This is a genomic window from Janthinobacterium violaceinigrum, from assembly GCF_009208555.1.
Classification (GTDB): Bacteria; Pseudomonadota; Gammaproteobacteria; order Burkholderiales; family Burkholderiaceae_D; genus Janthinobacterium; species Janthinobacterium violaceinigrum.
In genome coordinates, this window is record NZ_WFLI01000017.1 from 1 (window position 1) to 24,465 (window position 24,465).

Here is a 24,465-nt window from a genome sequence, read left to right on the forward strand (position 1 = left end):
CAGCCATCCCGTCACCCTGGACTTGCACAACTGGCGCCTGTGTTCGGCTGTCCTGCGCTCGGGCGACATCGGCTTTGCCGAAACGTTTATCGGGGCGACGGCAGCGGGGGCGGCGGCAGGGACGGCCGCATCGAGACGGGCCTTGGCCGAGGCCAGCAATTCAGCCTGGGTGCTCGAGGCGATGCCGAACAGCTGGCGGCTGTACGCGAGCACGCTTTCGATATTCGGCTGCGCCTGGCTGGTGCTGTAGCTGAAGAAATCGCGCGGATCCTGCGTTTCCAGCAGGTGCTGCGCGGTTTCCGCCGTCTGCGACAGGGCCGCCTTGCCGGCGTTCAGGTTCAGGGCGATGATCTTTTCGGCGCTTTCGAAGACTTTGCTGGTCAGGGTGCTGAAGATTTGCAGCTGGTTTTCCAGTTGCGATTTGGCGGCGCTGGAAATTTGTTCTGGAAGCGGAAACATATTTACTCCTTTGTACGGATTAAAATGCTGGCAAAACGCTCTGCAAAATCCCGAAAACCAGAGTTGGCCGCGTTTTGTAAAGTGGGTAGCGTGCTGAGTAACGGGTCAGAGCCTGATTATGATGCAACGCAATATGAATATTCTAGCGGTGATTCGAGTTAGTTGAAAGTTATTTTATTTGACCCGTGCGGCGCCTGCCCGCCCTATTCATGGGCCCAGCAGCATTTGCAGGAAGTTTGCGCAGGCGCAAGGTGTTGCCAACGAATCTATGGCTACGCTTTTGGGAGTAGCTCCATTCTTGCACTGCAACATTGTGGGGAAGTGGATAAGATGGCAATCAGCTGGCAGCGCCAGGCACCGTAGTCAACCGAAGGAGTGTCCGCATGGACCTAGTCATCCGCAATGCCAGCCTGCCCGATGGGCGCCGCGCCATCGATATCGCCATCGAGGGCGGCCGCATCGCCGCCGTCGGCCCCGCCTTGCCAGTGACGGGCGCGCGGGAGATCGACGCGGCCGGCGACCTGGTCACGCCGCCGTTCGTCGACGCGCACTTCCACATGGACGCCACGCTCAGCTATGGCTTGCCGCGCGTGAACGCGTCCGGCACCCTGCTGGAAGGCATTGCCCTGTGGGGCGAGCTGAAACCGCAGCTGACGCAGGATGCACTGGTGGAGCGCGCCCTGCAGTATTGCGACTGGGCCGTGGCGCGCGGCTTGCTGGCCATCCGCTCGCACGTGGATATCTGCGACCCGCGCCTGCTGGCCGTGGAAGCGCTGCTCGATGTGAAACGCCAGGTGGCGCCCTACCTGGACCTGCAGCTGGTGGCCTTTCCGCAGGATGGCATCCTGCGCAGCCCCGGCGCCTTCGACAACCTGAAACGCGCGATTGCCATGGGCGTCGACGTGGTGGGTGGCATCCCGCATTTCGAGCGCACGATGGCCGACGGCGCGGAATCCGTGCGCCTGCTGTGCGAATTCGCCTGCGAGCGGGGCCTGATGGTCGACATGCATTGCGACGAGTCGGACGATCCGCTGTCGCGCCACATCGAAACCCTGGCCTTCCACAGCCAGCGCCTGGGCATGCAGGGCAGGGTCACGGGTTCGCACCTGACGTCCATGCACTCGATGGACAATTATTATGTGAGCAAGCTCCTGCCCCTGATCCGCGAGGCGGGCGTAGCGGCGATTGCCAACCCCCTCATCAACATCACCCTGCAGGCGCGCCACGATACGTATCCGAAGCGGCGCGGCATGACGCGCGTGCCCGAGATGCTGGCGGCCGGCATTCCCGTCGCCTTTGGCCACGACTGCGTGATGGACCCGTGGTACAGCCTCGGTTCGGGCGACATGCTGGAAGTGGCGCACATGGGATTGCACGTGGCGCAGATGACGGGCCAGCAAGCGATGCACGACTGCTTCCTGGCCGTCACCGAGACGCCGGCGCGCATCCTGGGCCTGGACGGCTATGGCATCGCACCGGGCTGCCATGCGGATCTGCTGATCCTCGATTGCGGCAGTACCGTGGAAGCGCTGCGCCTGCGCGCGGCGCGGCGCCTGGTGCTGCGGCGGGGGAACATCGTCAGCGAGGCGCCGCGCGCGCAATCGCGCCTGCACCTGCCGGGCCGCCCGGACAGCGTGAATTTCCGCCTGGGGCGTTGACCCATGGATGCGCGTGCCACTGGACGGCCCAGCGCAAATCCCCGACAATCGTTGCACACTTTTGCTGCTGGAGCCGCACCTTGAAAGAAATTGACATCCGTCCCGCCCAGGAATCCGACTTCGAGGCCATGTGGCCCATTTTCCAGACGCTGGTGGCCGGCGGCGACACCTACACCTTCCCCGCCGATACCTCGCGCGAAGAGTGCCACGCCTACTGGTTCGGCCCCGGCGTGCAAAGCTTTGTCGCCATGATGGGCACGGAGCGCCTGCTGGGCATGTACAAGCTGGTGGCGAACCAGCCGGGCCACGGATCGCACGTGGCCAATGCCTCGTTCATGGTCGACCCGGCCGCGCAGGGCGTGGGCGTGGGCCGCCTGCTGGGCGTGCACTGCATGGAAGAAGCGCGCCGCGCGGGCTACCTGGCGATGCAGTTCAACTTCGTCGTCAGCACCAACCTGGCTGCCGTCACCCTGTGGAAAAAGCTGGGCTTCAGCGTGGTCGCCACCCTGCCGCTGGCCTACCGCCACGCGCAGCTGGGCTATGTCGACGCCTACGTGATGTACCAGCTGCTCAGCGATCCGATGCAGTGGCCGGCATGAGCGGCGCCTTGACGGTCATCGAGACGCCCCGGCTGCGGCTGCGCACCGTCGCGGAAGACGACGCGGCGTTCTACTTGAAACTGGTGAACGACCCGTCGTGGGTCGCCAATATCGGCCAGCGCAATCTGCACACCGTGGCAGCGGCCCGCGCGGCCCTGGAGGCGGGCGCGATAGCGCAGTTCCGCCAGCATGGCTATTCCTTCTGCATCGTCGAACGGCGCAGCGACGGCATGGCCATGGGCATCTGCGGCCTGATACTGCGCGCCAGCCTGCCCGGGCCCGACATCGGCTACGCCCTCCTGCCCGACTACTGGGGGCAGGGCTATGCCTACGAGGCGGCTGCCGCCGTCATGCGCCATGCGCAGCACGTGCTGCGCCTGCCCACCGTGTACGGCATCACCTCGCCGCAGAACCAGGCGTCGAACAATCTGCTCAACAAGCTGGGACTGCGTTTCGAACGCTTTGCGCGGCTGCCGCCCGATGGCAAGGATACGAATGTGTACCGGCGCGACTTCCGCCAGCATGGCTGACGGCGCTGGCTGGCGCGTATCGGCAAAGTGCGGAAAAGTATGCGGAAAGGCGCGCTGCCGGCGGCGCCGGGCGATTACCATACGGTGACATCGCCGCCGCGCGCGGCCGCCCATTCACTTTTCATGGAACCATCGTGACCTATCTCGGTATCGATATCGGCACTTCCGAAGTCAAGGCCATCCTCACCGATGACGCGCAGACCATCCTCGCCAGCAGCGGCGTGGCCCTGCGCGTCGCCAGCCCCCATCCCGGCTGGTCGGAACAGCATCCCGAAGACTGGTGGCGCGCCACCCTGGACGTGATCGCCGCCATCCGCGCCGCGCAGCCCGTGGCGTTTTCCGGCTTGCGCGGCATCGCGCTGTCGGGCCAGATGCATGGCGCCACCCTGCTCGACGAGCAGCAGCACGTGCTGCGCCCGGCCATCCTGTGGAACGACACGCGCGCGTTTGCCGAATGCGCGGAGCTCGAGGCGCTGGTGCCCGAGTCGCGCGCCATCACGGGCAACCAGGCCATGCCCGGCTTCACGGCACCCAAGCTGCTGTGGCTGCGAAAGCACGAAGCGGCGCTGTTCCGCGCCACGGCCAAGGTCCTGCTGCCCAAGGACTACGTGGCCTTGCGCCTGACGGGCGAGTACGTATCCGACCTGTCCGACGCTTCCGGTACCCTGTGGCTGGACGTGGCCAGGCGCGACTGGTCCGAACGCATGCTGGCCGCGACAGGCCTGACGCGCGAACACATGCCGCGCCTCGTCGAAGGCAGCGCCGCCGCCGCGCAGGTGCGCCCGTCCCTGTGCCAGGAATGGGGCATCGCGCATACGGTGCTGCTGGCCGGCGGCGCGGGCGACAACGCGGCCGCCGCCGTGGGCCTGGGCGTGGTGGAGCCGGGCGCCGGCCTGCTGTCGCTGGGCACGTCCGGCGTGCTGTTTGCCGGCAGCGACGGTTTTGCGCCCAATCCGGGCCAGGGCGTGCATGCGTTCTGCCATTGCCTGCCCGGGCGCTGGCATCAGATGAGCGTGATCCTCAGCGCCGCGTCCAGCCTCGCCTGGGTGGCGCGGCTGACGCAGTCGGCCGACATCGGCGCACTGGTGACCCTGGCCGAAGGCGTCGAGGCGCGCGCGGCGCCCATCTTTTTGCCGTATTTGAGCGGCGAGCGTACGCCGCACAATGACGCCACGGCGCGCGGCGTGTTCTTTGGCCTGTCGACGGAACACGGGCGCGCGGAGCTGGCCTACAGCGTGATGGAAGGCGTGGTCTTCGCCATGGCCGACGGCAATGCGGCCCTGCGCAGCGCCGGCACGCAGCTGCGCGAAGCGTCGTTCGTGGGCGGCGGTTCGCGCAGCCGCTTCTGGGCGCAGCTGTGCGCGACTGCCTCGGGCTTGCACGTGCTGCGCCACGACCACGGCGTGGCGGGCGGCACCCTGGGCGCGGCGCGCCTGGCGCAGATGGCGGTGACGGGCTTGCCGCCGTCCCAGGTGTGCACGCGGCCTGCGGTGCAGGAAACCATCGCGCCGCAGGCGTCCGGCGTGCTCGACGATCGCCTGGCGCGCTATCGGCGCCTGTATCCGCTGCTGCGCGCGGAGTTCGCGGGCGCAGCCGAGGCGGCGCGCTAGCGCTGCGGCAAGATTGCCGGCCCGACCATGCTGCACGCGTGGCAATATGGCCAGACAGTTAAGCTTTCTGTGTAATTTGTTGTTTCTATGCTGAAAGTGTTTCACTAGCGAAAGCGCCGCTTGGTTTTTCACGGGGCACGCTGCATGATTTCCCCATTTGGTGAGAATTGGATAGTTTTGGCAACCCCTTTGTTGCCATCCTGTTCTTGCCGCAAGGAGAAACACATGCAACTCGCGAATCTGAAAATCTCCGTCCGCCTGGGTCTGTTGGGCGCCTTCTTCTTTCTCGCGCTGGTGTTCGTCGGCGTGCGCGGCTGGAGCGCGCTCGACGCGGCCAGCGTGCGCAGCGCGGACGCCATGCAGCGTTCCGTGGCTCTGACGGAAGCGGTCGACGCGGCGCGCAGTGCGCAGGTGGAGTTCAAGATCCAGGTACAGGAATGGAAAAACATCCTGCTGCGCGGCGGCGATGCGGTCGCCTTCCAGCGCTACCGCGAAGCGTTCGTTGCCAGCGGCGCGCAGACGCGCAAGGAACTGGCGGGCCTGCAAACCATGATGGCCGCGCTGAAGCTCGATACGGCGCCCGTGGCGCAAGCCATGCAGGCGCACGACGCGCTGGGCGTCAGCTACCTGGCGGCGCTGCAAAAGTATGACGGCGCGCGCGCCGACAGCGCGCAGGCCGTCGATGCGCTGGTCAAGGGCATGGACCGTGAACCGACGCGCCAGATCGACGCCATCGTCACGGCCATCGGCAAGCAGTCGCACAGCCTGATGGCGCAGATGAAGGAGCAGGATGACGCCGCGCACCGCAGCGCCAGCATCGCCATGCTGGCCACCGTGCTGGTAACCCTGGTCGTGGGGTCCGTCACCGTGTGGTGGCTGATCCGCAGCATCACGGTGCCGCTGGGCGCGGCCGTGGGCATCGCCCAGCAGGTGGCGGCCGGCGACTTGCGCGCCGTGGTGGCCGACAGCAGCCGCGATGAAATCGGCGACCTGCTGCGCGCCTTGAAAGCGATGAGCGGCAACCTGGCTGCCATCGTGGGACGGGTGCGCGCCGGCACGGACGCCATCGCCACGGCGTCCGGCGAAATCGCCAGCGGCAATATGGACCTGTCGTCGCGCACGGAGGAGCAGGCCAGCTCGCTGGAAGAAACGGCCGCTTCGATGATCGAGCTCACTTCCACCGTGCGGCAGAATAACGACAATGCGGACCAGGCGCGCCAGCTGGCCGGCGGTGCGTCCGACGTGGCGCAGCGCGGCGGCGAGGCCGTGGCGCAGGTGGTGCAGACCATGAGCCATATCAATGCCTCGTCGAAGCGCATCGTCGACATCATCGCCGTCATCGACGGCATCGCGTTCCAGACGAATATCCTGGCCCTGAACGCGGCCGTGGAAGCGGCGCGCGCGGGCGAGCAGGGACGCGGTTTCGCCGTGGTGGCGACGGAAGTGCGCAGCCTGGCGCAGCGCTCGGCAGAGGCGGCGCGCGAGATCAAGCAGCTGATCGGCGAATCCGTGCGCACGGTGGAAGAGGGCAGCGTGCTGGCCGGCCAGGCGGGGCGCACGATGGACGACGTGGTGAGCAGCGTGCAGCGCGTGAACGCCATCATCGGCGAGATCGCCGTGGCCAGCGTGGAGCAGCGCGACGGCATCGAGCAGATCAGCATCGCCATCAGCCAGATGGACGGCGTGACGCAGCAGAATGCGGCCCTGGTGGAGCAGGCCGCCGCCGCCGCGGACGCGCTGCAGCAGCAGGCGGCCAGCCTGGCCGACGCCGTCAGCATCTTCAAGCTGCATGGCACGCCCGGCGCGCCCGCGCCGGCGGGGGCCGCCCTGGCCCGGACGCTGTCGCTGGCGTAACGCAAGCCCTGTCCCGCGCCGCTTGATGCCAGTCAAGCGGTGCCCGATCAGGCAAAAAGTTCGGCGAAATTCTTATACTATTTCCTTTCCGCATGTATCTGCGCCCGGCCGCATGGCGCGCGTTGCAAAGGAAAACCATGTTCCTCACTTTCCGCCTGCCGGGTGACGCATGACGGCGCTGCTGCTGGCACTGTGCCTGAGTCTGGCCGTGGTGCTGAGCGTGCTGCTGGCCTGCCAGTGGCAGGCGGCACGCACGTGGCGCATGCGCCATGCGACCGGCGTGGTGCGGCAGGCGGCGCAGGCACAGGTGGCGGCAGAGGCGCTGGCGCTGCTGCACGCGCTGCCGGCGGCCGTCATCGGTACCGACCAGGAGGGCGTCGTGCGCTACCTCAATCCCCGCGCCAGCGCCATGGGCGGCTTGCCGGGCGGCGATGGACTGGGCCAGCCCGTGATGCAGCTGCTGCCGCTGTTCCACGACGGCACGCCCATCGATGCGGCGCGCCAGGTGCGCGATTGCGTGGCGCAGCAGGAAGTGCTGGAGGTGGCGCGCGGCGCCGTGCTGCTGCGCCACCTCGACGGCAAGCGCATCGACGTGCAATACAGCTGCGCGCCGCTGGCGCAGGGCGGCGCGGTACTGCTGCTGCACGACGTGTCGGCCCGCCGGCGCGCCGAGCAGCAGCTGGAATTCATCGCCCACCACGACGGCCTGACGGGCCTGCCCAACCGGCTGCATTTCCAGATCCGCTTCGAGCACGGCATCGCCTACGCGCGCCGCCACCAGGGCTTGCTGGCCGTGCTGTTCGTCGACATCGACCGCTTCAAGTCCATCAACGACAGCCTGGGACACGACGTGGGCGACCAGGTGCTGACGGAGTTTGCGCGCCGGGTGCAGCAGTGCGTGCGCAAGGTCGATACGGTGGCGCGCCAGGGCGGCGATGAATTCATCATTCTGCTGACGGAACTGCGCACGGCGCACGATGCCGAGCGGGTGGCCGAGAAGATCGTCGCCGCCATCGCCGCGCCCTTCGTCATCGGCGAATACAGCCTGTCGGTGGCGGCCAGCGTGGGCGTGGCCCTGTATCCGGATGACGACGACGATGTCAATGCGCTGATCGAAAAGGCCGACCTGGCCATGTATGCAGCCAAGCGCCACGCGCCGGGCACCTGCCTGCGCTACGCCGCGCGCATGCAGGCGCAATCGTATTCGCGCACCATCCTCGAGACGGCCCTGCGCCATGCGCTCGAGCGCGACGAATTCGCGCTGTTCTACCAGCCGCGCATGGACCTGAAGACGCGCAGGATCACGGGCGTGAAGGCGCTGCTGCGCTGGAAGCACCCGGAACTGGGCCTGATGATGCCGCTCGACTTTTTACCGGTACTGGAGGAAAGCGCCTTGATCCTGCCGGTGGGGGCCTGGGTGATGGCCACGGCGGTGGAACAGGCGCGCAGCTGGATCGCGCAGGGGCAGATGCTGACGGTGTCCGTCAGCCTGTCGGCGCGCCAGTTCTACCAGCGCGATATCGCGCGCAATTTTGCCGCCGCGCTGCAGGCGGCCGGCGTGCCGGGACATTGCATCGAGCTGGAAATCGCTGCCGGCATCCTGATCGACCGCAACCAGAACTGCGAACTGATACTGCGCCAGTTCCGCCAGCTGGGCATGGCGATCGCCATCAGCGATTTCGGCACGGGCGACGCTTCGCTCAATTACCTGAAGCGCTTTCCCACGGATGCCGTGAAGATCGAAAAGTGCTTCGTCGACGACGTGGGCAAGCCGGGCGGCGACGGCGCCATGGTGCGGGCCATCGTGGCGATGGCGCGCACGCTGGGATTGCGCACCATCGCCGGCGGCGTGGAAAGCGGCGAGCAGCTGGAACTGCTGGCCGAGATGGGTTGCGACGAGGCGTTTGGCTATTTCCTGGGCCGCGCCATGGCGCCCGAGGGCGTCGAGGCGCTGCTCAAAAGCAGTGAAGCCATTCAGAACTGATAGCGCAGCGACAGCATGGCGTTGCGCGGATCGCCGTAGTAGCCGCCCATGCCCGTCGAGTAGTACTTCTTGTCGAAGACATTATTCACGTTCAGGGTCGCCACCAGCTGCGGCGTGAGCTGGTACTGCGCCATCAGTCCCGCCACCGCATACGCCTTCTGCGTGAAGCGTTCGCCGTTCGGCCCGCGGTCATCCATGTAGATATCGCTCTGCCAGTTCACGCCGCCGCCCAGCACCAGGCCAGGCACGCCCTGCGCCAGGCGCCACGTGGTCCACAGCTTGGCCATGTTCTGCGGCTGGTTGGTCTGGATGCGCTTGCCGGCGGCGTTGCGGATGCGGTTATACGCATAGCTGGCCGTCAGTTGCCAGTCGGGGCGCAGCTGGCCCGATACCTCCGCCTCGAAGCCGCGCGTGGTGGCGCCCTTCACCGTGTGATAGGCGTAGGAGCCGCCGCCCGTGCCGATGATCCAGATGTTGCCCGGATCGGCTTCGGCCAGGTTTTCCTGCTTCAGCTGGAACAGGGCCGCGCTGGTGGTGAGCTTGCCGCCGAAGAATTCGCCCTTGGCGCCCACTTCGTAGTTCTTGCCTTCCAGCGGCGCCAGGAAGCGGCTGTTGACGTCGCGCTGGCTTTGCGGCGTGAAGATGCTGGTGTAGCTGGCGTAGGCCGACCAGTGCTGGCCCAGGTCGTAGACCACGCCCGCATACGGCGTGATCTTGCCGTTTTCGCGCATGGCGTCGTACAGGTCCGTGTCGTTGAAATAATCGCTGCGGATATCGCGCTTCCAGTACGACAGGCGCGCCCCGACAATCACCGACAGCGCGTCCGTCGGGCGCAGGCGCAGGGTCGAATACACGCCGCTTTCCCGTTCCTTGTCGTACGAGGAGCCCAGGCGCGTGCCGCTGTAGTCGGGCACGGGCATGGCGCCATGCCAGGCGTGGATGTCCGGCACCGTGTAGTCGTAGCCGTCGAGGCGCCAGTTCGGGTAGATGGGGCTATCCGTCTTCAGTTCCGAGGCGCTCACGCCCAGCACCAGTTCATGCTGGCGGCCGAAGGCCTGGAACGGGCCGCTCACGTACGCGTCGAGCGAGGTCTGTTGCGGCTTGCTGTGCCAGTTGGCCAGCCACAGCTTCATGCCGCCGCCCGTCACGCGGTCCGGGTAGCCGTTGCCGGAAAAACCCTGCAGGGCGTCGTACTGGTTGCTGCTGCGGCTGACGGCCACCTTGGCGATCCAGTCGTTGTCGAAATAGTGGTCGAGCGTGGCGAACAGCATGTTCTGTTCGCGGTCATACGTGCTCCACGCGGCCGTGCCGTTCATCGAACGGGAAAAATGGGTCTGCGCGCCGTCGGCGTAGAACACGGGGAATTCACGCCCCGCGCCCTTGAGCTTTTCCTTCTGGTAGTTGATGCCGGCGCTGAGCACCGTCGACGGCGACAGGTCCGCTTCGACGATGGCGTACAGCACATCCTTTTTCTGCTGGTAGCGGTCGATGAACGAGCGCTGGTCTTCATGCGCGGCGACGAGGCGCGCGCGCACCTTGGCGTCCGCCGTCAGGGGCGTCGAGACGTCGCCCTCGATGCGGTAGCGGTCCCACGATCCCAGCTGCGCGCCGGCCGTGGCGGCAAACGTGCGGCCCGGGCGCTTGCGCACCAGGTTGACGGCGGCCGACGGGCTGCCCGTGCCGCTGATCAGGCCCGTGGCGCCGCGGATGATCTCGACGCGGTCGTAGATGGCCATGTCGTAGGTGCGCGCTTCCAGGTTCTTGCTGGTCGGGATGCCGTCGAACATGTACGAGGTCACTTCGAAGCCGCGTGAGAACACCTGGTCGTATTCGCGCGTGCTCGAGGAATGGTCGACGGTGATGCCGGGCGATTGCACCAGCACGTCCTGCAGGGTTTTCAAACCCTGGTCTTCGATCTGCTGGCGCGTGATGACGCTGACGGCTTGCGGCGTTTCGCGCAGCGACAGGTTCAGGCGCGTGGCGCTGGTCAGGCCCGCGTAGCTGCGCTTGCCTTCCGTGGTGCCGTCGCGCAGGGCGCTGGAACTGACGGCGACCTCTCCCAGTGTGGCGGCGATGTGCGCGGCGGGCGATGCGGCGCCCGCCCTGCGCAGCACATAGCTGCGTTCCCCGCTGGGCAGCGCTTCCAGGCCCGTGCCGGCCAGCAGGCGGGCCAGCGCCTGCGGCACCGTGTAGCTGCCGCTCAGGCCCGGCGTGCGCATGCCTTGCAGCAGTTCGGCTGCCGCGCCCACGCTCACCTTTGCCTCGATGGCAAAGCTGGCGATGGCGGCGGACAGTTCGCCGGCCGGAACGTTGAAGGCCGTGTGCGCGGCGGCCGGCGCGGCAGGCATGTCTGCCGCCGTGGCGGGCGCCTGCGCCAGCGACAGCAGGAACACGGCGCTGCCGACGGCGCGCGCGAGGGGAGTCAAACGAGGTTGGTACATGGTCTTGCCTTTCCGGTGGAGTGACGTTGCAATACCCACAGGACAGGCGATGGCGAAAAAAAGGGCCAACTTTTCACGCTTATTTTTTGCGGGCCGCGATGGTGACCCAGTACGGGGTGCGGTACAGCACGTCCACGGGCAGCATGCGCACCAGGCTTTTCAGCACGGCGTCGGTGTCGTCGAGCTGGAAGGCGCCCGACAGGCGCAGGCCCGCCGCCTGCGGCTCCACGCGCAGCAGGCCGGGGCGGTAGCGCGACAATTCGGCAGCGAAGGCGTCGAGGCGCATGTCCTGCACTGCCAGCATGCCGCTCGCCCACGCATCGGCTTGCAGCGGTGCCGGCGTGGGCAGGTTGGCGTGCTTGGCATCGAAGCGGCTTTGCTGGCCTGCCGCGACGGTGCGCACGGTGGCCGAGGGCGCGCGCGGCGTGATTTCCACCGCATGCTCGAGCACCGTCACGCGGCTGCTGTCGTCATCGACGCGCACGATGAAGCGCGTGCCCAGCGCGCGGATGCGGCCATGGCAGGTGGCGACGATGAGGGGCCGGCTGCCCGCGTGGTCCGGGCGCGTCTGCACCAACAGTTCGCCGCGGCGCAGTGTCAGCAGGCGCTCGGCGGCGCCATACGCCACGTCGACGGCGCTGTCCGTATTGAGCACCAGCGTGCCGCCATCGGGCAGGGAGACGTCGCGCCGTTCGCCCACGCCGCTGCGGTAGTCGGCCAGCATCTCGTGGCGCGCCAGCAGCCAGGCGGCGGGCGCCGCCATCAGCGCCAGCAGCACCTGCATGGCCACGCGGCGCTGGGGCCGGCGCAGCACGGGCACGGCCAGGTCCGGCGGCAGCAGGCTGGCCGTCTGGCCCACCTGCTGCACCTTGCTCCAGGCGCGCGCATGTTCGGGGTCGCGCGCGCGCCATTGGGCGCTGGCGGCCAGGTCGTCCGGCGTGGCCTGGCCCGATTGCTCCAGCAGATACCATTCGACGGCCTGGCGCGCCACCTTGCGCGACAGGGGCATGGCCGCGCTCATGCGGGCCGGTCCGGCGCCTGCAGCACGCACTCGGTCAGCGCCTCGGCCATGTAGCGCTTCACGGAGCGCTCGCCCATGCCCAGCAGCGCGGCGATTTCCGCATACGCATAGCCTTCGATCTGCGCCATGATGAAGACGGCGCGCACCTTCGGCTTCAGGCCGTCGAGCATGGCATCGACGGCTTGCAGCGCCTGCAGGATTTCCGCGCGCTGCTCGGCCGATGGCACATGGTGTTCGGGCAGGGCAGCGAGCGCGTCCAGCCACGCGCGTTCCAGCGACTGGCGGCGCAAGTGGTTGATCAGCAGATGTTTGGCGACCGTCGCCAGGTAGGCTTTCGGCGCGCGCAGGGCCGGCGTTTGCGGCTGCATCGGCGCGCCGGCCAGCAGGCGCGCGAAGGTATCCTGCATCAGGTCGGCGGCCTCGGCAGCATTGCCCAGGCGCCGCTGCAGCCAGTGTGCCAGCCAGCCGTGGTGTGCGCTGTAGTAGCTTTCCAGCTGCGTGGGCAGCAGGGGGGAGGGCGCGAACGGACTGCCTGGCATGGTCGAGAAAGCCTTAATGCAAATAAGAATTATTCTCATTTTAGCGCGGCAGCGCGGGCGATGCAATCTGCTGTTGCTATGCCGCCACGCGCTTGCCGCCCAGGTATGCCGCCCGCGCATGCCGTCGCGCATGACGGCATGGCGGCTACAGCACTGCCAGCGCAATGGCGGCCAGCACGGCCGCGCCGCCGACGAGGCGGGCCAGGCGCATGGCCTGGTGCGGCGCATAGGGCAGCAGCCAGATCAGCAGCAAGCCGCAGCCCGTCAGGCTGCCGGTCCAGTAGACGAGGCCATAGCCGCCGCCGGCGATGTGCATGGCCCAGGCCAGGCCGGCCGCCAGCGCCAGCGACCCCGTCCACTGCAAGCGGCGGCGCAGGGGGGCGGGCGGTTCGGCGCCGCGTCCGTGCAGGTCGGCGTAGTGGCGGTCCATGGCCAGGCACAGCGCCGACAGGCCCGCATAGCACAGGGCAAAGACGAGGAAGTTCGACAGCAGCTCCATCACGCGGCCTCCATCGTCGTTGCCGGCTTGGCGGCAGGCGCCGGCTTGGGCGCCTTCACGGGCAGCGGCTTCAATTTGAACGCCGCATACGCGAGGCCCAGGCCCAGCACCAGCACCACCAGGTCGAAGGCGGCCACCGCCACGGGGCCGCGGCCCAGGAACAGGGTCACCCCGAGGTGCGACCCCGTGGTGAAGACGTTCAGCACGGGCAGGGACGCCAGCATGAACGCGCCCACACCCAGCTGCATGCGCCACATGGCGCGCGACGGGCGCAACTGGGCGATGATGGCGGCCAGGGCCCAGGCGCCGAAGAAGCAGGCGATTTCCTCTTTCGGCCGGTCTTCCATCGTCACCGACAGCAGGCGGTTGGCCCAGAAATAGGCGCCGAAGGCGATCGGAATGCCGGCGATGGCGCCGATGTTGAGCGCTTCGACCAGGCGCAGGCCGAAGCTGGGGCGCTTGCCGGCGGCCAGCGCCTTGGCCTGCTTCTGGCGCGTCTTGACGGCCCACAGCAAGGCGCCCGTGGCCACCATGGCGCAGCCGGCCAGGCCGGACAGGAAGAACAGCGCGCGCAGCAGCGGGCCGCCGAAACGGGCGATGTGCAAGCCATACATCACGCCATGCGTGGCGGCCGCACCGGGCAGCGCGTCGCCGTCCGATGACAGCAGCTTGCCCGTGACGCCATCGAATTCCATCGATGGCTGCTTCGACGAGATGTCGCGTCCGGCCGCGCGCGACAGGGTCACGGTGGCGTGGGCGTCGCCCGGATGATTCACGGAGATGCGCTCGACCTTGCCGCCCCACTGCTGCTCCGCCTGGCGCACGAGCGGCGCCAGCGGCGTCAGGGGCGCGGCCACGCCGGCCGCCTTGCGCTCGTCCGAGCGGCCCGGGAAGGCTTCGGCAAAGAAGGCATCCTGGTCTCCCTTGTAGGCGGCCGTGGCGCCGGACGGCATGTACAGGAACATCAGGGTGACGAGGCCCGTGTAGGTGATCATCATGTGATAGGGCAGGGCCAGCACGGCCGTCACGTTGTGCGCGTCCAGCCACGAGCGCTGGCCCTTTTTCGGCCGGAACGTAAACAGGTCCTTGAAGATGCGCTTGTGCGTGACGATGCCGCTGATGATGGAGACGAACATGAACATGGCGCAGAAGCCCACGATCCAGCGGCCCCAGATGGCGGACATGTAGTGCAGGTCGAAATGCAGGCGGTAGAGGAATTCGCCGCCCCGCGTGTCGCGCGGCTTGGACAGCACTTCGCCCGTGGCCGGGTCGGCCGCTTCGCTATGGAAGTTGCCGCGCCGTCCGCGCTTCTTTTCACCCGGTTGCGATGGCTTGCTCCAGCCCAGCTGCAGCGAGGGGTTGCGCTCGCCGGGCAGGCCGATGAACCAGCGCGTGGCGCCCGTGGCCCGCTCCTGCATCGCCTGCTGTGCCACCGTGGCCGCTTCTGGCGTCGTCACCTGGCTGGCGGCGGCGCCATGCAGTTCGGGCTGCATCCACAAGGTGATTTCGTTGCGGTAATAGCTGGCCGTGCCGGCGCAAAACACCAGCAGCAAGATCCAGCAGACGAGCAGCCCGGACCAGGTGTGCAGCCATGCCATCGACTGGCGGAAACCTTCTTTCATGCGAGACTCCAGGATAGTGCGTCCATCCACTGCAGGATGGCGGCGATGACGGCGGCGGGGATCGCGAGGCCCAGCCAGGCGCGCAGGGCGCTGCGCGTGGCGAAGACCCACATCACCACGCAGGTGTAGATGGCAAACGACAGCAAAGTGGCCGTCATGACGGCTTCGGAGCGGGCCATGGGCAGGCTCACCGACAGCAGCATGGTGACCAGCGCGGCCAGCACGTAGCCGCCAACGATGGCGGCCACGCTGCGCGAGGCCACGCCGAGCCGGTACACGGCATTGGCGGACAGGCGCAGGCGCGGCGCTTTTTCAGCGGTATCAGGATGGGCAGGCGCTTGCATGGTCAGTCGTGGTCCTTGCTTGGCGGCAGGGCCGGGCCGGCCGGCAGCGGCGCCACGCCCTGCGGCTGCACCAGGCTCAGGGTGGTGACGTACATGGCCTTGTCATAGTGTTCGGCGCCGCGCTGGCCGGCCGTCTTGTCCGTGTGCTGCACTTCCAGCACATACGTGCCCTTCCATGGCAGCGGGAAGCTGACCAGGCCTTGCGCATCGCTCCACGCTTCCTTGCCCCAGCCCGACTGCACCACGGCGTTGACCTTGGCTTCGGCCAGCGGCTTGCCTTTGTAGCTGACCTGGAACTGGCCCGGTTTGCCCGTCGGCACCAGGTCCAGCGCCAGCGCGGGCGCTTGCGCCTTGCCGTCGGCCACCAGGCGCGCGGCGGGGATCCATACGGTGCGCGTGGCCTTGCCATCCTTTTTCTCTTCCCACGACGGGTAGGCGTTTTCCTCGACGATGATGCTTTCGCCGGCCGCCACCTTGCCGTTCAGCACGAAGGCGCCGGCCGTCTTGTTCGCCTGCAGCGGCTTGCTGCCGGACGGCGCAATCCACGTCGCGCTCTGGATGCGGAACTTGTCGAGCTGGCCGGGCGACGCTTCGCGCAGGTTGTCGCCGAATTCGCCGAAGTACACGTGGGCCGCCTGGCCCTTCTGTTCGAGCCAGATCTGGTGCGCGCCGGCGTTGCCGCAGACGGTGGCCGCGCCCAGCAGGGCGGCGGCGAGGGCGCCGAGGCGCGCGATGGAAGTGAGGTGCATGGTGTATCCCTTGTATTTTTTTATGTGTAAAACAGTCAAAACGGCCGCGCTCCCGAAGAAGGCGGCCGGCACGGTGCATCAGTACTGGTAACGCAGGTTCAGCGCCACGCTGCGCGGTTCGCCGTAATAGCCGCCGTTATAGAAACCCACGCGGCGGAAATACGTCTTGTCGAACAGGTTGTTGACATTCAGGCTGGCCGACAGTTTCGGGCTGATCTGGTAGCGCGCCATCAGGTTGGCCAGCGCATAGCTGCCCTGGCTGACCCGCGTCTTCGTCTTGTTCGGCAGGGTGGCCGTCGTGTAGATCTCGTTCTGCCAGTTCAAGCCGCCGCCGATGGTGAGGTCTTGCCACTGGCCCGGCAGGCGGTAGGTGGTCGAGACGCGCAGCATGTTGCTCGGCTGGATGGTGTTGGTCAGCACGCCCTTGCCCGTCTTCGAGGTGCTGTGGGTAAAGCCGGCGAACAGCTGCCAGCCCGCCAGCGGGCTGCCCGACACTTCCGCTTCGTAGCCGCGGCTTTTCGTGCCCTTGCCCGTCGAGACATATGGACGGCTGCCGTCGGGCAGCAGGAAGGTCAGCGGCACGGAGCTGTCTTCCTCGCCCAGATTGTCCTGCCTGGCTTCATACACGGCGAACGAGGCATTGACGGCGCCATCGAAGAATTCGCTTTTCACGCCGCCCTCGATGTTGCTGCCAGTGATCGGGTCGAGGAAGGCATTGTTCTTGTCCTTCAGGTTCTGCGGCTTGAACAGGTCCGTGTAGCTGGCGTACAGCGAGGTGCTCTTGCTCACGTCCAGCACCACGCCCGCATACGGCGTGACCACATCGTCCGTCTTGTAGGCCGAGCTGCGCTTGGCAAAGCGGCCCTGCGTGTCGTAGCGGTCGTTATACGTTTCCCACTTCGAGATGCGCGCGCCGGCCAGCACCTTCAGATTGTCCGTGACGTTGATGCGCGTGGCGATGAAGGCGCCCGACTGCTTGGTGGTGGCGACGTCGCGCGCGCCCGTGCGCAGCATGGCCGGCTCGGGCACGTCGCCCGTCCAGTGGCGGAAATCGGGAATGGTGGTGGCGAAGGGCAGCGGGTCCTCGAACTGCGTTTCATTCGTCGTGCCCGTGCGCTTCCAGCCGTTGGCGCCCAGCACCAGGTCGTGCCGGCGGCCGAACAGGGGGAAGGTGCCGTTGGCCGACAGGTCGAAGTTGTCCTGCTTTTCATCGTAGGGGAAGGCGCTGCTCCACACGCCCAGGCCGGAGCCGTCGCGGTTCGGGTAGCCGCTGCCGCCGTAGAACAGCTTGCCGTTCGAGGAGCTGTCCAGGCGGCCATACGCGGCCTTGACCTTCCAGTCGTTGGCGAAGCGGTGTTCGAGGTAGACGTATTTGTTTTCGAACGCGCGCTCCCAGCTGCTCCACTTGGCCGCCATGTTGAACGAGCGCGGCATGTTCGCTGGCGTGCCGTCCGAGAAGAACAGGGGCGTGGTGCCCCAGCTCGTGCCTTTCGGCGTGTTTTTCTGGTAATCGATGCCTGCCGTCAGCAAGGTGTCCGGCGTCAGGTCCGCCTCGACGATGACGGCGCCCACCAGCTTGCGCTCCTTGTACAGGTCGAGGTGGGAATGGCGGTTCTGGCCCGCCACCACGACGCGCCCGCGGATGCTGCCATCGGCATTGAGCGGCGCGCCGATGTCGCCTTCGAGCCGGACCTTGCTCCAGGAACCGACGGTCAGGCCGGCCGAGGCGGCGAACTCCTTGCCCGGACGCTTGTGCAGCATGTTGATGGTGGCCGACGGGTCGCCATTGCCGCTGACCAGGCCCGTGGCGCCGCGCACGATTTCGATGCGGTCATAGATGGCCGTGTCGAACAGCGCATTGCTGCCTGAATTGACGGCCACGCCGTCGATCTGGTAATTGCCGATGGAAAAGCCGCGCGCCGAAAAGTTCGTGCGTTCGCTGTCGTTTTCCTGCACCGTCACGCCCGTCGACTGCACCAGCACCTCGGCCAGGCTGTTCAAGCCCATGTCGTCCATGCGCTGGCGCGTCACCACGGAGATCGATTGCGGCGTTTCGCGGATGGACAGGCCCATGCGCGTGGCCGTGGCCATCTCTTTCGTCGTGTAGGAACCCGTGTTTTCCGTCGATGCTTTGTCTTGCTGGCCCAGCACCTTGATCTCGCTCAAGGTGGCGACCTCGGGATTGGCCGGCGCGTCGGCGGCCAGGGCCGCGCCTGCGCCCAGCGCCGCCGTCAGCAGGGCCGAATGCACGGCGCAGGCCAGCGGGCGGATGCGCAATGGGGGGACGGCGGGGGACATCGTGGCGGCAACGGTGCCGGCCAGCGAACGTGTTCGTGCCATGAAGCATCCTTCTTCTCGTGTGCCTGCCGTCATGCGGCAGGCTTGTTATGGGTATGGAATGCTTGCTTGGCGGCGATGCCTGGCTGGCGCAGCGTGTCATCCAGCCGCGTGCCAGTCATGTGGGCCCGGCGGCACATCGTCGATGGGCGCAGGCGGAAGCGGCGTTGTGCGGGCCCTGGTCGAGGCCTAAATGTGAATGAGAACTATTCTTATTATAGTGCGGGGTTGCGAGACATGCAAGAGTGCGATGTTGTAAACGAGCACGGCCACCGCATCGCTGCGGTGGCCGTGCACCGGCCCGGCTGGCGGGCGCTTACAGCTGGCCGCGCAGGGTCAGCATGGCGTTGCGCGGTTCGCCGTAGAAGTTGGAGCCATAGGCGGCCCACACGCGCGTGTAGTATTTCTTGTCGAACAGATTGTTCACCGTCAAGGACAACTCCAGCTTGGGACTGAGGCGGTAGCCCGCCTGCAAGCCCACCGTGGTGACGGGACCCTGTTCGAACTTCACGGGACCGTTCAGGCGGTACATGCTGCTGATGCTGCGCAAGCCGCCGCCCACGCTGACCTTGTCGAGCGCGCCGGCCAGCCGGTAAGTGGTCCACACGTTGAAGTTATGGCGCGGCGCGATGAAGGTGTACAGCTGGGCTTTCTGGTCGTCGCTGCCTTCCAGGGTGCGCGTGCTGGTGTAGGAATAGCCGCTCGTGACGTTCCAGCCCGGCAGGGGGCTGCCGCTCAGTTCGGCTTCCACGCCCTGGCTGCGCATCTTGCCCGCGCCGATCGAAAACAGGGGGTTGGCCGGGTTGGGCATCACGCGGTTTTCGTCTTCCATGCGGAACAGGGCCGCATGCGCATTGACGTTCTTGTCGAACAGCTCCGCCTTCAGGCCCAGCTCGAATTGCTGGCCCGTGCGCGGCTTCAGCGTCTGGCCGGCCGCATCCGTGGTGGACTGGGGCGAGAAGATGCGCGTGTAGCTGCCGTAGGCCGACAATTGCTTGTCGAGTTCGTAGACCAGGCCCGCATACGGCGTGAATTTGGCCTCGATGGTGTTGCTGACGTCGGTGAACTGGTTGAAATACGCGTTGCGGTTGACGGTATGGTTGTCCCAGTGCGTCAGGCGTCCGCCCAGGTTGACGGCCAGCCGGTCCGTTGCCTGCAGGCGGGTGCGCGCGTACAGGCCGAACTGCTTGGTGCGGTTGTCATTGCCGTTGGAAAAGGTATAGCTGGGCTGCGCGATATTGTTATCCGGATGGAAGATGTTGATCGGTGCATTGTCGCCGCCGCCGTACTGGAAATGCTTGTGCACCTGGCGGTAGTCGGCGCCCACGATCAGGTCGTGGCTGCGGCCGAAGGCCTGGAACGGCGTGGCCAGCCAGGCATCGAGTCCCTGCGTCTTCCAGTGGCTGCGGTAGTTCCAGCTGACCAGGCAGCTGTCGCCCGTGACGGGATCGGCCGAGCAGTCGGACCAGCCGAAGTTGCGCGACGGCTCGTCCTGTTCGCGGTACAGGGCCGTCACCTTGAACTGGCCGCCGTTGTCCAGCTTGTGATCGAGTTCGGCAAAATATTCCGTGACCTGTTCCGTGATGTGGTTCCAGGCCGGGTCCAGGTAGGTGGAGCGGGGCACGTCGAGCAGGCGCCCGTCTTCGTACGCGGGCAGGCCGAAGGCGGGACGGCCCCTGTATTGCTGCCAGGTGACGCCGCCCGTCAGCACGGTGCCGGGCGCCACGTCGACGGCGACGGTGCCATACAGCAGCGGTTTTTCCGCATACACATGGTCGACGAACGAGCGCCGGTGTTCGTAGGCGGCCACCAGGCGGCCGCGCACCTTGCCGTCCGCGCTCAGGGGACCCGTGACGTCCGCTTCTGCGTAGTAGCGGTCCCAGGAACCCGTGCTGAGCACGCCGCTGGCGGCAAAGGTGTCGCGCGCGCGCTTGCGCACGAGGTTGATGGTGCCGCCCGGGTCGCCCGCACCCTGGAACAGCCCGGCGGGGCCGCGCAGCACTTCCACCCGGTCATAGATGGCCAGGCCGAAGCCGGCCGACAGGTCGTTGCCCGTGCTGGCCGGCGTCATCACGCCATCGACCTGCACCGCATCGAGCGCATAGCCGCGCGAATAAAAATTGCCGTGGTTGCCGCCCGTGCTGCTGGCCTCGACGGTGATGCCCGTCACGCCGCGCATGGCGTCGTCCAGGCTCAGCAGATTCTGGTCGTTCAGCTGCTGGCGCGTCAGCACGGAAACGGACTGGGGAATCTCGCGCAGGCTTTGCTGGCCCTTGCCGATGCTCACCGCCTGCGCCGCGTACGACTTCGTCAGCTCGGTATCGGTCGCCGCGTCCTGGCGGGCGCTGACGGTGATTTCCGCCAGGGTCGCCACCTTGCCCGTGGCGGCGGGCGCAGGGCGGATGATGACGCTGCTGCCATCGATGCTGGCCGCCAGGCCGCTGCCGGCCAGCAGGCGCTCGAGGCTGTCGGCCACGCTGAACTTGCCGTTGACGGCGGGTGCCGTCTTGCCTGCCACGAGCTCGGGCGCGAACAGCAGCTGCAGATTGGCTTGCCGCGCCAGTTCATTGAGGGCCGTTCCCAGCGGCTGGGCGGCGATGGCCAGTGCGACGGTGGGGGCCGTTTGCGCCTGGGCCAGGGAAGGAGTGCCGAGGGCCAGCATGGCGGCCAGGGCGATGGGGGCGGGTGTCGGATTGAAGCGGGGGGACCACATGCTGCATTTCTCCAGGTTAATTTATTGCCGATTAACTTGGTAGACGCGGCAGCGGGGAAAATCCTCACCTGCGAATGCGAATTATTTTCATTTATTTTTTGGGAGCTGCATGGCCGGCGGCTGCGCAGCGGCTTTCGGCGCCATGCTGATGGTGCTGGTGGCGCCGCTGCGCACTATCTGCACGGGCAACAGCTGCGGCAGGGCGGCGGCGAAGCGGTCCAGCTGGGTCAGGCTGAAACTGCCGCCGATGCGCAGCCGCGCCACGGCGGGATCGCGCACGACCAGGCCCGTGTCGCCGTAGCGCTCGAATTCGGCCAGCGCCGCGCCCAGCGGCACATTGCCGAAGGTGACCCTGCCGGTGCGCCAGGGCGCCACGCTGTCCGGCGCCAGGCTGGCGACCGCAGACAGGCGGCCGCCGGCGTCGGCAGTGACGCCCTGGCCGGCCGTAAGCGCGACCTGCTCCTGCCGCGCGCCCGCCACGCGCACATGGCCGTGCTGCACGGCCACGCGCAGCTGGCCATCGTGCGCCAGGGTGTTGCGTACGGAAAACTGCGTGCCCACCACCGTCACCGTCACGGGACCGCTGAGCACGTTAAACGGCTGGCCCTGCTTCGACTGCACCTGGAACAGCGCCTCGCCGTGCGCCAGGCGCACTTCGCGGCGCTGGCGGTACAGCGTGACATGCAGCTGCGTGGCCGTGTCGAGCTGCAGCGTGCTGCCGTCGGGCAGCGCGACGGCCAGGCGCTGGCCGCGCGCGCTGGCATACGACTGGCTGAACACGGGTTGCTGCCGCCACTGGTAGCCGCCCGCGCCCACGCCGAGTACCAGCATGGCGGCCGCCGCATATGGCAGCAGGGAGCGCAGAAACGGGCGGCGGGGCGCTTGTGCTGGCGCTGGCGCCGGCTGCGGCACGGCCCAGCGCGCGGCGATGTGCGCAGGAATCCGGCGCGCCGCGCCGTGCGCGTGCTGCAGTTGCGCATACGCGTGGGCGTGCAGCGGGTCGGCCGCCAGCCAGGCGGCCAAGTTGGCCTGTTCCTGCGCATCGAGATGCTGGCGGCGGCTGAACCAGGTGGCGGCCGCCAGCGCCACGCCGTCCTGTGTGGCGGCAAAGTCGGCGTACTCGCGCAAGTCTGCCTGCTCCTGGGCGGAGGGGCCGAAAGCGTGGCGGGACGGGAGAGCGGTCATGGGCGCCATTATGTGGCTTTCCGCAGGGAATGCAACTGCGCCTGGCAACTGAGCATGCCGCGCGCGATATGCTTTTCCACCATGCTCACGGAAATGCCCATGCGCGTGGCGATCTGCGCGTGCGGCAATTCCTCGAACACGTGCAGCACGAACGCGTCGCGGCAGCGGGGCGGCAGGGCGTCGATGGCGGCCACGCAGGCTTGCCAGTCCTGGCGCTGTTCCAGCGCCTGTTCCGGCTGCAGATGCCATGGCGCGGCCGGATGCGCCGCGTCGGGCAGGGCGTCGAGTTCCTCGTGCTGGCGCACGGCGGCGCGGCGGTGGCTGTCGACCAGCAGGTTGCGCGCCGTGTGGTACAGCAGCGCGCGCGGTTCGCGCACGGCCTGTTCGCCCAGCACGCGCACATAGCTTTCCTGCACCAGGTCGGCAGCAGCCTCGCGGTTGCGCAAGCTGCGCCAGCAAAAGTTCAACAGTTCTTGGTAATAGCGTGCAACCACGGCGTCCGATGTTCTTGTGATCCTGCAGCCTGGGAGCGCCACATATGAGAATGATTCTCATTATATTGCAAGAGTTGTCCCGGTGGGATGCCTTGCTAAGCGGTTTGGCGCACCGTGGCAGGCGTACAACGCTTTGTCCGGCGGCCCGCATCGATTAGCATTGGAAGTTAATGGGGAGATAACATGGCTATTCAAATCATCAATACGGCGCCGATTGCCGGCCAGCGGCCCGGCACCTCGGGCTTGCGCAAGAAAGTGGCGGTCTTCAGCGCGCCCCAATACCTGGAAAACTTCGTCCAGAGCGTGTTCGATACCGTGGGCGACTGCCGCGGCCAGACCCTGGTGCTGGGCGGCGACGGCCGCTTCTACAACCGCGCGGCCATCCAGACGGTGCTGCGCATGGCGGCCGCGCACGGCTATGCGCGCGTGCTGCTGGGGCAGGGCGGCATCCTGTCGACGCCGGCCGTCAGCTGCGTGATCCGCAAGCATGGCGCCAGCGGCGGCATCATCCTGTCGGCCAGCCATAATCCGGGCGGCCCCGACGGCGATTTCGGCATCAAGTACAACATCGCCAATGGCGGACCGGCGCCCGAAAAGGTCACGGAAGCCATGTTCGCGCGCACGCAGGCCCTCACCGAATATCGCATCAGCGATGCCGCCGACATCGACCTCGACCAGCTGGGCACCGTACGCATCGAGCAGATGGAGGTCGAAGTGATCGACCCGGTTCTCGATTACGCGGAACTGATGCAGCAGCTGTTCGATTTCGACGCCATCCGCGCCCTGTTCGCGGGCGGTCTGCGCATCTGCTTTGACGGCATGCACGCCGTCTCCGGACCGTATGCGACGGCCATCCTGGAAGGCATGCTGGGCGCGCCCAAGGGCAGCGTCATCAACGGCGTGCCCCTGGAAGACTTCGGCGGCGGCCATCCCGACCCGAATCCCGTCAACGCGCAGGAATTGATCGCCATCATGGCGGCGGACGATGGGCCGGACTTCGGCGCCGCCTCGGACGGCGACGGCGACCGCAACATGATCGTGGGGCGCCGCTTCGACGTCACGCCCTCGGACAGCCTGGCCATCCTGGCCGCCAACGCGGCCGTGGCGCCCGGCTACCGCGGGGGATTGGCGGGCATCGCCCGTTCCATGCCCACGTCGGGCGCGGCCGACCGGGTCGCTGGCGCGCTGGGCATTCCCTGCTTCGAGACGCCGACGGGCTGGAAATTCTTCGGCACCCTGCTCGACGCGGGCATGGCGACCTTGTGCGGAGAGGAAAGCTACGGCACGGGTTCGCACCACGTGCGCGAAAAGGATGGCGTGTGGGCCGTGCTGTTCTGGCTCAACCTGCTGGCAGCGAAAGGACAGTCCGTGGAAGCCATCGTGCGCGCCCACTGGGCCGCCCATGGCCGCAACTACTATTCGCGCCACGACTACGAAGACATCGACAGCGCCGGTGCGCAGCAGCTGATGGAGGCCGTGCGGGGCCGGTTGGCCGCCTTGCCGGGCCAGGTGTTCGACGGCTACACGGTGGCGCTGGCCGACGATTTCAGCTACACGGACCCCGTCGACGGTTCCGTGGCCACGCAGCAGGGCATCCGCATCGTCATGACGGATGGCGCGCGCATTGTGCTGCGCCTGTCCGGCACGGGCACCGAAGGCGCCACCCTGCGCCTGTACCTGGAGCGCTACGCAGCCGATCCGGCGCAGCACGCCATTCCCACGCAGGACGCGCTGGCGGGCTTGATCGGCGTGGCGGAAACCGTGGCGCAGATCCGCGCGCGCACGGGGCGCGACGCACCCACGGTGACGACGTAAAAAAGGCGCCCG

The 24,465-nt window shown here is 67.2% G+C and carries 19 protein-coding genes; 7 read left to right on the forward strand and 12 right to left on the reverse strand.

Going from position 1 to position 24,465, the window contains the following annotated elements:
• The coding region (locus GCN75_RS15490; RefSeq protein ID WP_193317523.1) for a phasin family protein at positions 1-459 on the reverse strand (459 nt) is incomplete at its 3' end.
• A gap of 383 nt (positions 460-842) precedes the next feature.
• On the opposite strand from GCN75_RS15490, the gene GCN75_RS15495 reads away from it, so the two are divergent.
• From GCN75_RS15495 to GCN75_RS15520, 6 genes are all read left to right on the forward strand, one after another.
• Positions 843-2,117, forward strand: a complete 1,275-nt coding sequence (locus GCN75_RS15495; RefSeq protein WP_152283284.1) for an amidohydrolase family protein — start codon at positions 843-845, stop codon at positions 2,115-2,117.
• 80 nt (positions 2,118-2,197) lie between these two features.
• Positions 2,198-2,716, forward strand: a complete 519-nt coding sequence (locus tag GCN75_RS15500) for a GNAT family N-acetyltransferase (RefSeq protein WP_152283285.1) — start codon at positions 2,198-2,200, stop codon at positions 2,714-2,716.
• Complete coding sequence (locus GCN75_RS15505; RefSeq protein WP_152283286.1) at positions 2,713-3,246, forward strand: GNAT family N-acetyltransferase; 534 nt, start codon at positions 2,713-2,715, stop codon at positions 3,244-3,246. The genes GCN75_RS15500 and GCN75_RS15505 overlap by 4 nt, the downstream gene beginning before the upstream one ends.
• 134 nt (positions 3,247-3,380) lie before the next feature.
• Entirely contained in the window at positions 3,381-4,856 is a 1,476-nt protein-coding gene (xylB, locus tag GCN75_RS15510; RefSeq protein WP_152283287.1) for a xylulokinase, read from the forward strand.
• Positions 4,857-5,081: 225 nt separating this feature from the next.
• Positions 5,082-6,710, forward strand: a complete 1,629-nt coding sequence (locus tag GCN75_RS15515; RefSeq protein ID WP_226941414.1) for a methyl-accepting chemotaxis protein — start codon at positions 5,082-5,084, stop codon at positions 6,708-6,710.
• Between the two features lie 169 nt (positions 6,711-6,879).
• Entirely contained in the window at positions 6,880-8,694 is a 1,815-nt protein-coding gene (locus GCN75_RS15520) for a putative bifunctional diguanylate cyclase/phosphodiesterase (protein ID WP_152283288.1), read from the forward strand.
• On the opposite strand, the gene GCN75_RS15525 is transcribed toward GCN75_RS15520, so the two are convergent.
• The 11 genes from GCN75_RS15525 to GCN75_RS15575 all read right to left on the reverse strand — a co-directional run bounded on the left by GCN75_RS15525 (position 8,685) and on the right by GCN75_RS15575 (position 22,638).
• The gene (locus tag GCN75_RS15525) at positions 8,685-11,135 is read right to left on the reverse strand and encodes a TonB-dependent siderophore receptor (protein ID WP_152283289.1); all 2,451 of its coding nucleotides are present in this window, start codon (positions 11,133-11,135) and stop codon (positions 8,685-8,687) included. The genes GCN75_RS15520 and GCN75_RS15525 overlap by 10 nt on opposite strands.
• A 79-nt stretch (positions 11,136-11,214) precedes the next feature.
• On the reverse strand, positions 11,215-12,156 hold the full coding sequence (locus GCN75_RS15530) for a FecR domain-containing protein (RefSeq protein ID WP_152283290.1): 942 nt from the start codon (positions 12,154-12,156) through the stop codon (positions 11,215-11,217).
• Positions 12,153-12,695: a sigma-70 family RNA polymerase sigma factor gene (locus tag GCN75_RS15535; RefSeq protein ID WP_226941415.1), complete on the reverse strand. Its 543-nt coding sequence runs from the start codon at positions 12,693-12,695 to the stop codon at positions 12,153-12,155. Before GCN75_RS15535 ends, GCN75_RS15530 begins: the two co-directional genes overlap by 4 nt.
• Before the next feature lie 145 nt (positions 12,696-12,840).
• Positions 12,841-13,194: a DUF3325 domain-containing protein gene (locus GCN75_RS15540; RefSeq protein WP_152257559.1), complete on the reverse strand. Its 354-nt coding sequence runs from the start codon at positions 13,192-13,194 to the stop codon at positions 12,841-12,843.
• On the reverse strand, positions 13,194-14,816 hold the full coding sequence (locus GCN75_RS15545; RefSeq protein ID WP_152283292.1) for a PepSY-associated TM helix domain-containing protein: 1,623 nt from the start codon (positions 14,814-14,816) through the stop codon (positions 13,194-13,196). Before GCN75_RS15545 ends, GCN75_RS15540 begins: the two co-directional genes overlap by 1 nt.
• On the reverse strand, positions 14,813-15,160 hold the full coding sequence (locus GCN75_RS15550; RefSeq protein ID WP_152283293.1) for a DUF3649 domain-containing protein: 348 nt from the start codon (positions 15,158-15,160) through the stop codon (positions 14,813-14,815). Before GCN75_RS15550 ends, GCN75_RS15545 begins: the two co-directional genes overlap by 4 nt.
• Before the next feature lie 2 nt (positions 15,161-15,162).
• The gene (locus GCN75_RS15555) at positions 15,163-15,909 is read right to left on the reverse strand and encodes a DUF4198 domain-containing protein (protein WP_152283294.1); all 747 of its coding nucleotides are present in this window, start codon (positions 15,907-15,909) and stop codon (positions 15,163-15,165) included.
• 78 nt (positions 15,910-15,987) lie between these two features.
• Positions 15,988-18,249: a TonB-dependent siderophore receptor gene (locus GCN75_RS15560; protein ID WP_193317524.1), complete on the reverse strand. Its 2,262-nt coding sequence runs from the start codon at positions 18,247-18,249 to the stop codon at positions 15,988-15,990.
• Positions 18,250-18,562: 313 nt separating this feature from the next.
• On the reverse strand, positions 18,563-20,959 hold the full coding sequence (locus GCN75_RS15565; protein ID WP_152283296.1) for a TonB-dependent siderophore receptor: 2,397 nt from the start codon (positions 20,957-20,959) through the stop codon (positions 18,563-18,565).
• Between the two features lie 87 nt (positions 20,960-21,046).
• Complete coding sequence (locus GCN75_RS15570) at positions 21,047-22,144, reverse strand: FecR family protein (RefSeq protein ID WP_152283297.1); 1,098 nt, start codon at positions 22,142-22,144, stop codon at positions 21,047-21,049.
• Between the two features lie 8 nt (positions 22,145-22,152).
• Positions 22,153-22,638: a sigma-70 family RNA polymerase sigma factor gene (locus tag GCN75_RS15575; RefSeq protein WP_152283298.1), complete on the reverse strand. Its 486-nt coding sequence runs from the start codon at positions 22,636-22,638 to the stop codon at positions 22,153-22,155.
• Positions 22,639-22,821: 183 nt separating this feature from the next.
• Here GCN75_RS15575 and GCN75_RS15580 point away from each other — a divergent pair, with 183 nt between their 5' ends.
• Positions 22,822-24,453 carry an alpha-D-glucose phosphate-specific phosphoglucomutase gene (locus GCN75_RS15580; protein WP_152283299.1) on the forward strand — a complete coding sequence of 544 codons (1,632 nt, stop codon included), beginning with the start codon at positions 22,822-22,824 and terminating at the stop codon, positions 24,451-24,453.
• Positions 24,454-24,465: the final 12 nt, after the last annotated feature.

What these genes read in the sequence shown, in the direction of transcription:
- GCN75_RS15495 (WP_152283284.1), top strand. Translation starts at nt 843, where the DNA reads ATGGACCTAGTCATCCGCAATGCCAGCCTGCCCGATGGGCGCCGCGCC.
- GCN75_RS15505 (WP_152283286.1), top strand. Translation starts at nt 2,713, where the DNA reads ATGAGCGGCGCCTTGACGGTCATCGAGACGCCCCGGCTGCGGCTGCGC.
- GCN75_RS15515 (WP_226941414.1), top strand. Translation starts at nt 5,082, where the DNA reads ATGCAACTCGCGAATCTGAAAATCTCCGTCCGCCTGGGTCTGTTGGGC.
- GCN75_RS15520 (WP_152283288.1), top strand. Translation starts at nt 6,880, where the DNA reads ATGACGGCGCTGCTGCTGGCACTGTGCCTGAGTCTGGCCGTGGTGCTG.
- GCN75_RS15525 (WP_152283289.1), bottom strand. Translation starts at nt 11,135, where the DNA reads ATGTACCAACCTCGTTTGACTCCCCTCGCGCGCGCCGTCGGCAGCGCC.
- GCN75_RS15530 (WP_152283290.1), bottom strand. Translation starts at nt 12,156, where the DNA reads ATGAGCGCGGCCATGCCCCTGTCGCGCAAGGTGGCGCGCCAGGCCGTC.
- GCN75_RS15535 (WP_226941415.1), bottom strand. Translation starts at nt 12,695, where the DNA reads ATGCCAGGCAGTCCGTTCGCGCCCTCCCCCCTGCTGCCCACGCAGCTG.
- GCN75_RS15540 (WP_152257559.1), bottom strand. Translation starts at nt 13,194, where the DNA reads ATGGAGCTGCTGTCGAACTTCCTCGTCTTTGCCCTGTGCTATGCGGGC.
- GCN75_RS15545 (WP_152283292.1), bottom strand. Translation starts at nt 14,816, where the DNA reads ATGAAAGAAGGTTTCCGCCAGTCGATGGCATGGCTGCACACCTGGTCC.
- GCN75_RS15550 (WP_152283293.1), bottom strand. Translation starts at nt 15,160, where the DNA reads ATGCAAGCGCCTGCCCATCCTGATACCGCTGAAAAAGCGCCGCGCCTG.
- GCN75_RS15555 (WP_152283294.1), bottom strand. Translation starts at nt 15,909, where the DNA reads ATGCACCTCACTTCCATCGCGCGCCTCGGCGCCCTCGCCGCCGCCCTG.
- GCN75_RS15560 (WP_193317524.1), bottom strand. Translation starts at nt 18,249, where the DNA reads ATGGCACGAACACGTTCGCTGGCCGGCACCGTTGCCGCCACGATGTCC.
- GCN75_RS15565 (WP_152283296.1), bottom strand. Translation starts at nt 20,959, where the DNA reads ATGTGGTCCCCCCGCTTCAATCCGACACCCGCCCCCATCGCCCTGGCC.
- GCN75_RS15570 (WP_152283297.1), bottom strand. Translation starts at nt 22,144, where the DNA reads ATGACCGCTCTCCCGTCCCGCCACGCTTTCGGCCCCTCCGCCCAGGAG.
- GCN75_RS15580 (WP_152283299.1), top strand. Translation starts at nt 22,822, where the DNA reads ATGGCTATTCAAATCATCAATACGGCGCCGATTGCCGGCCAGCGGCCC.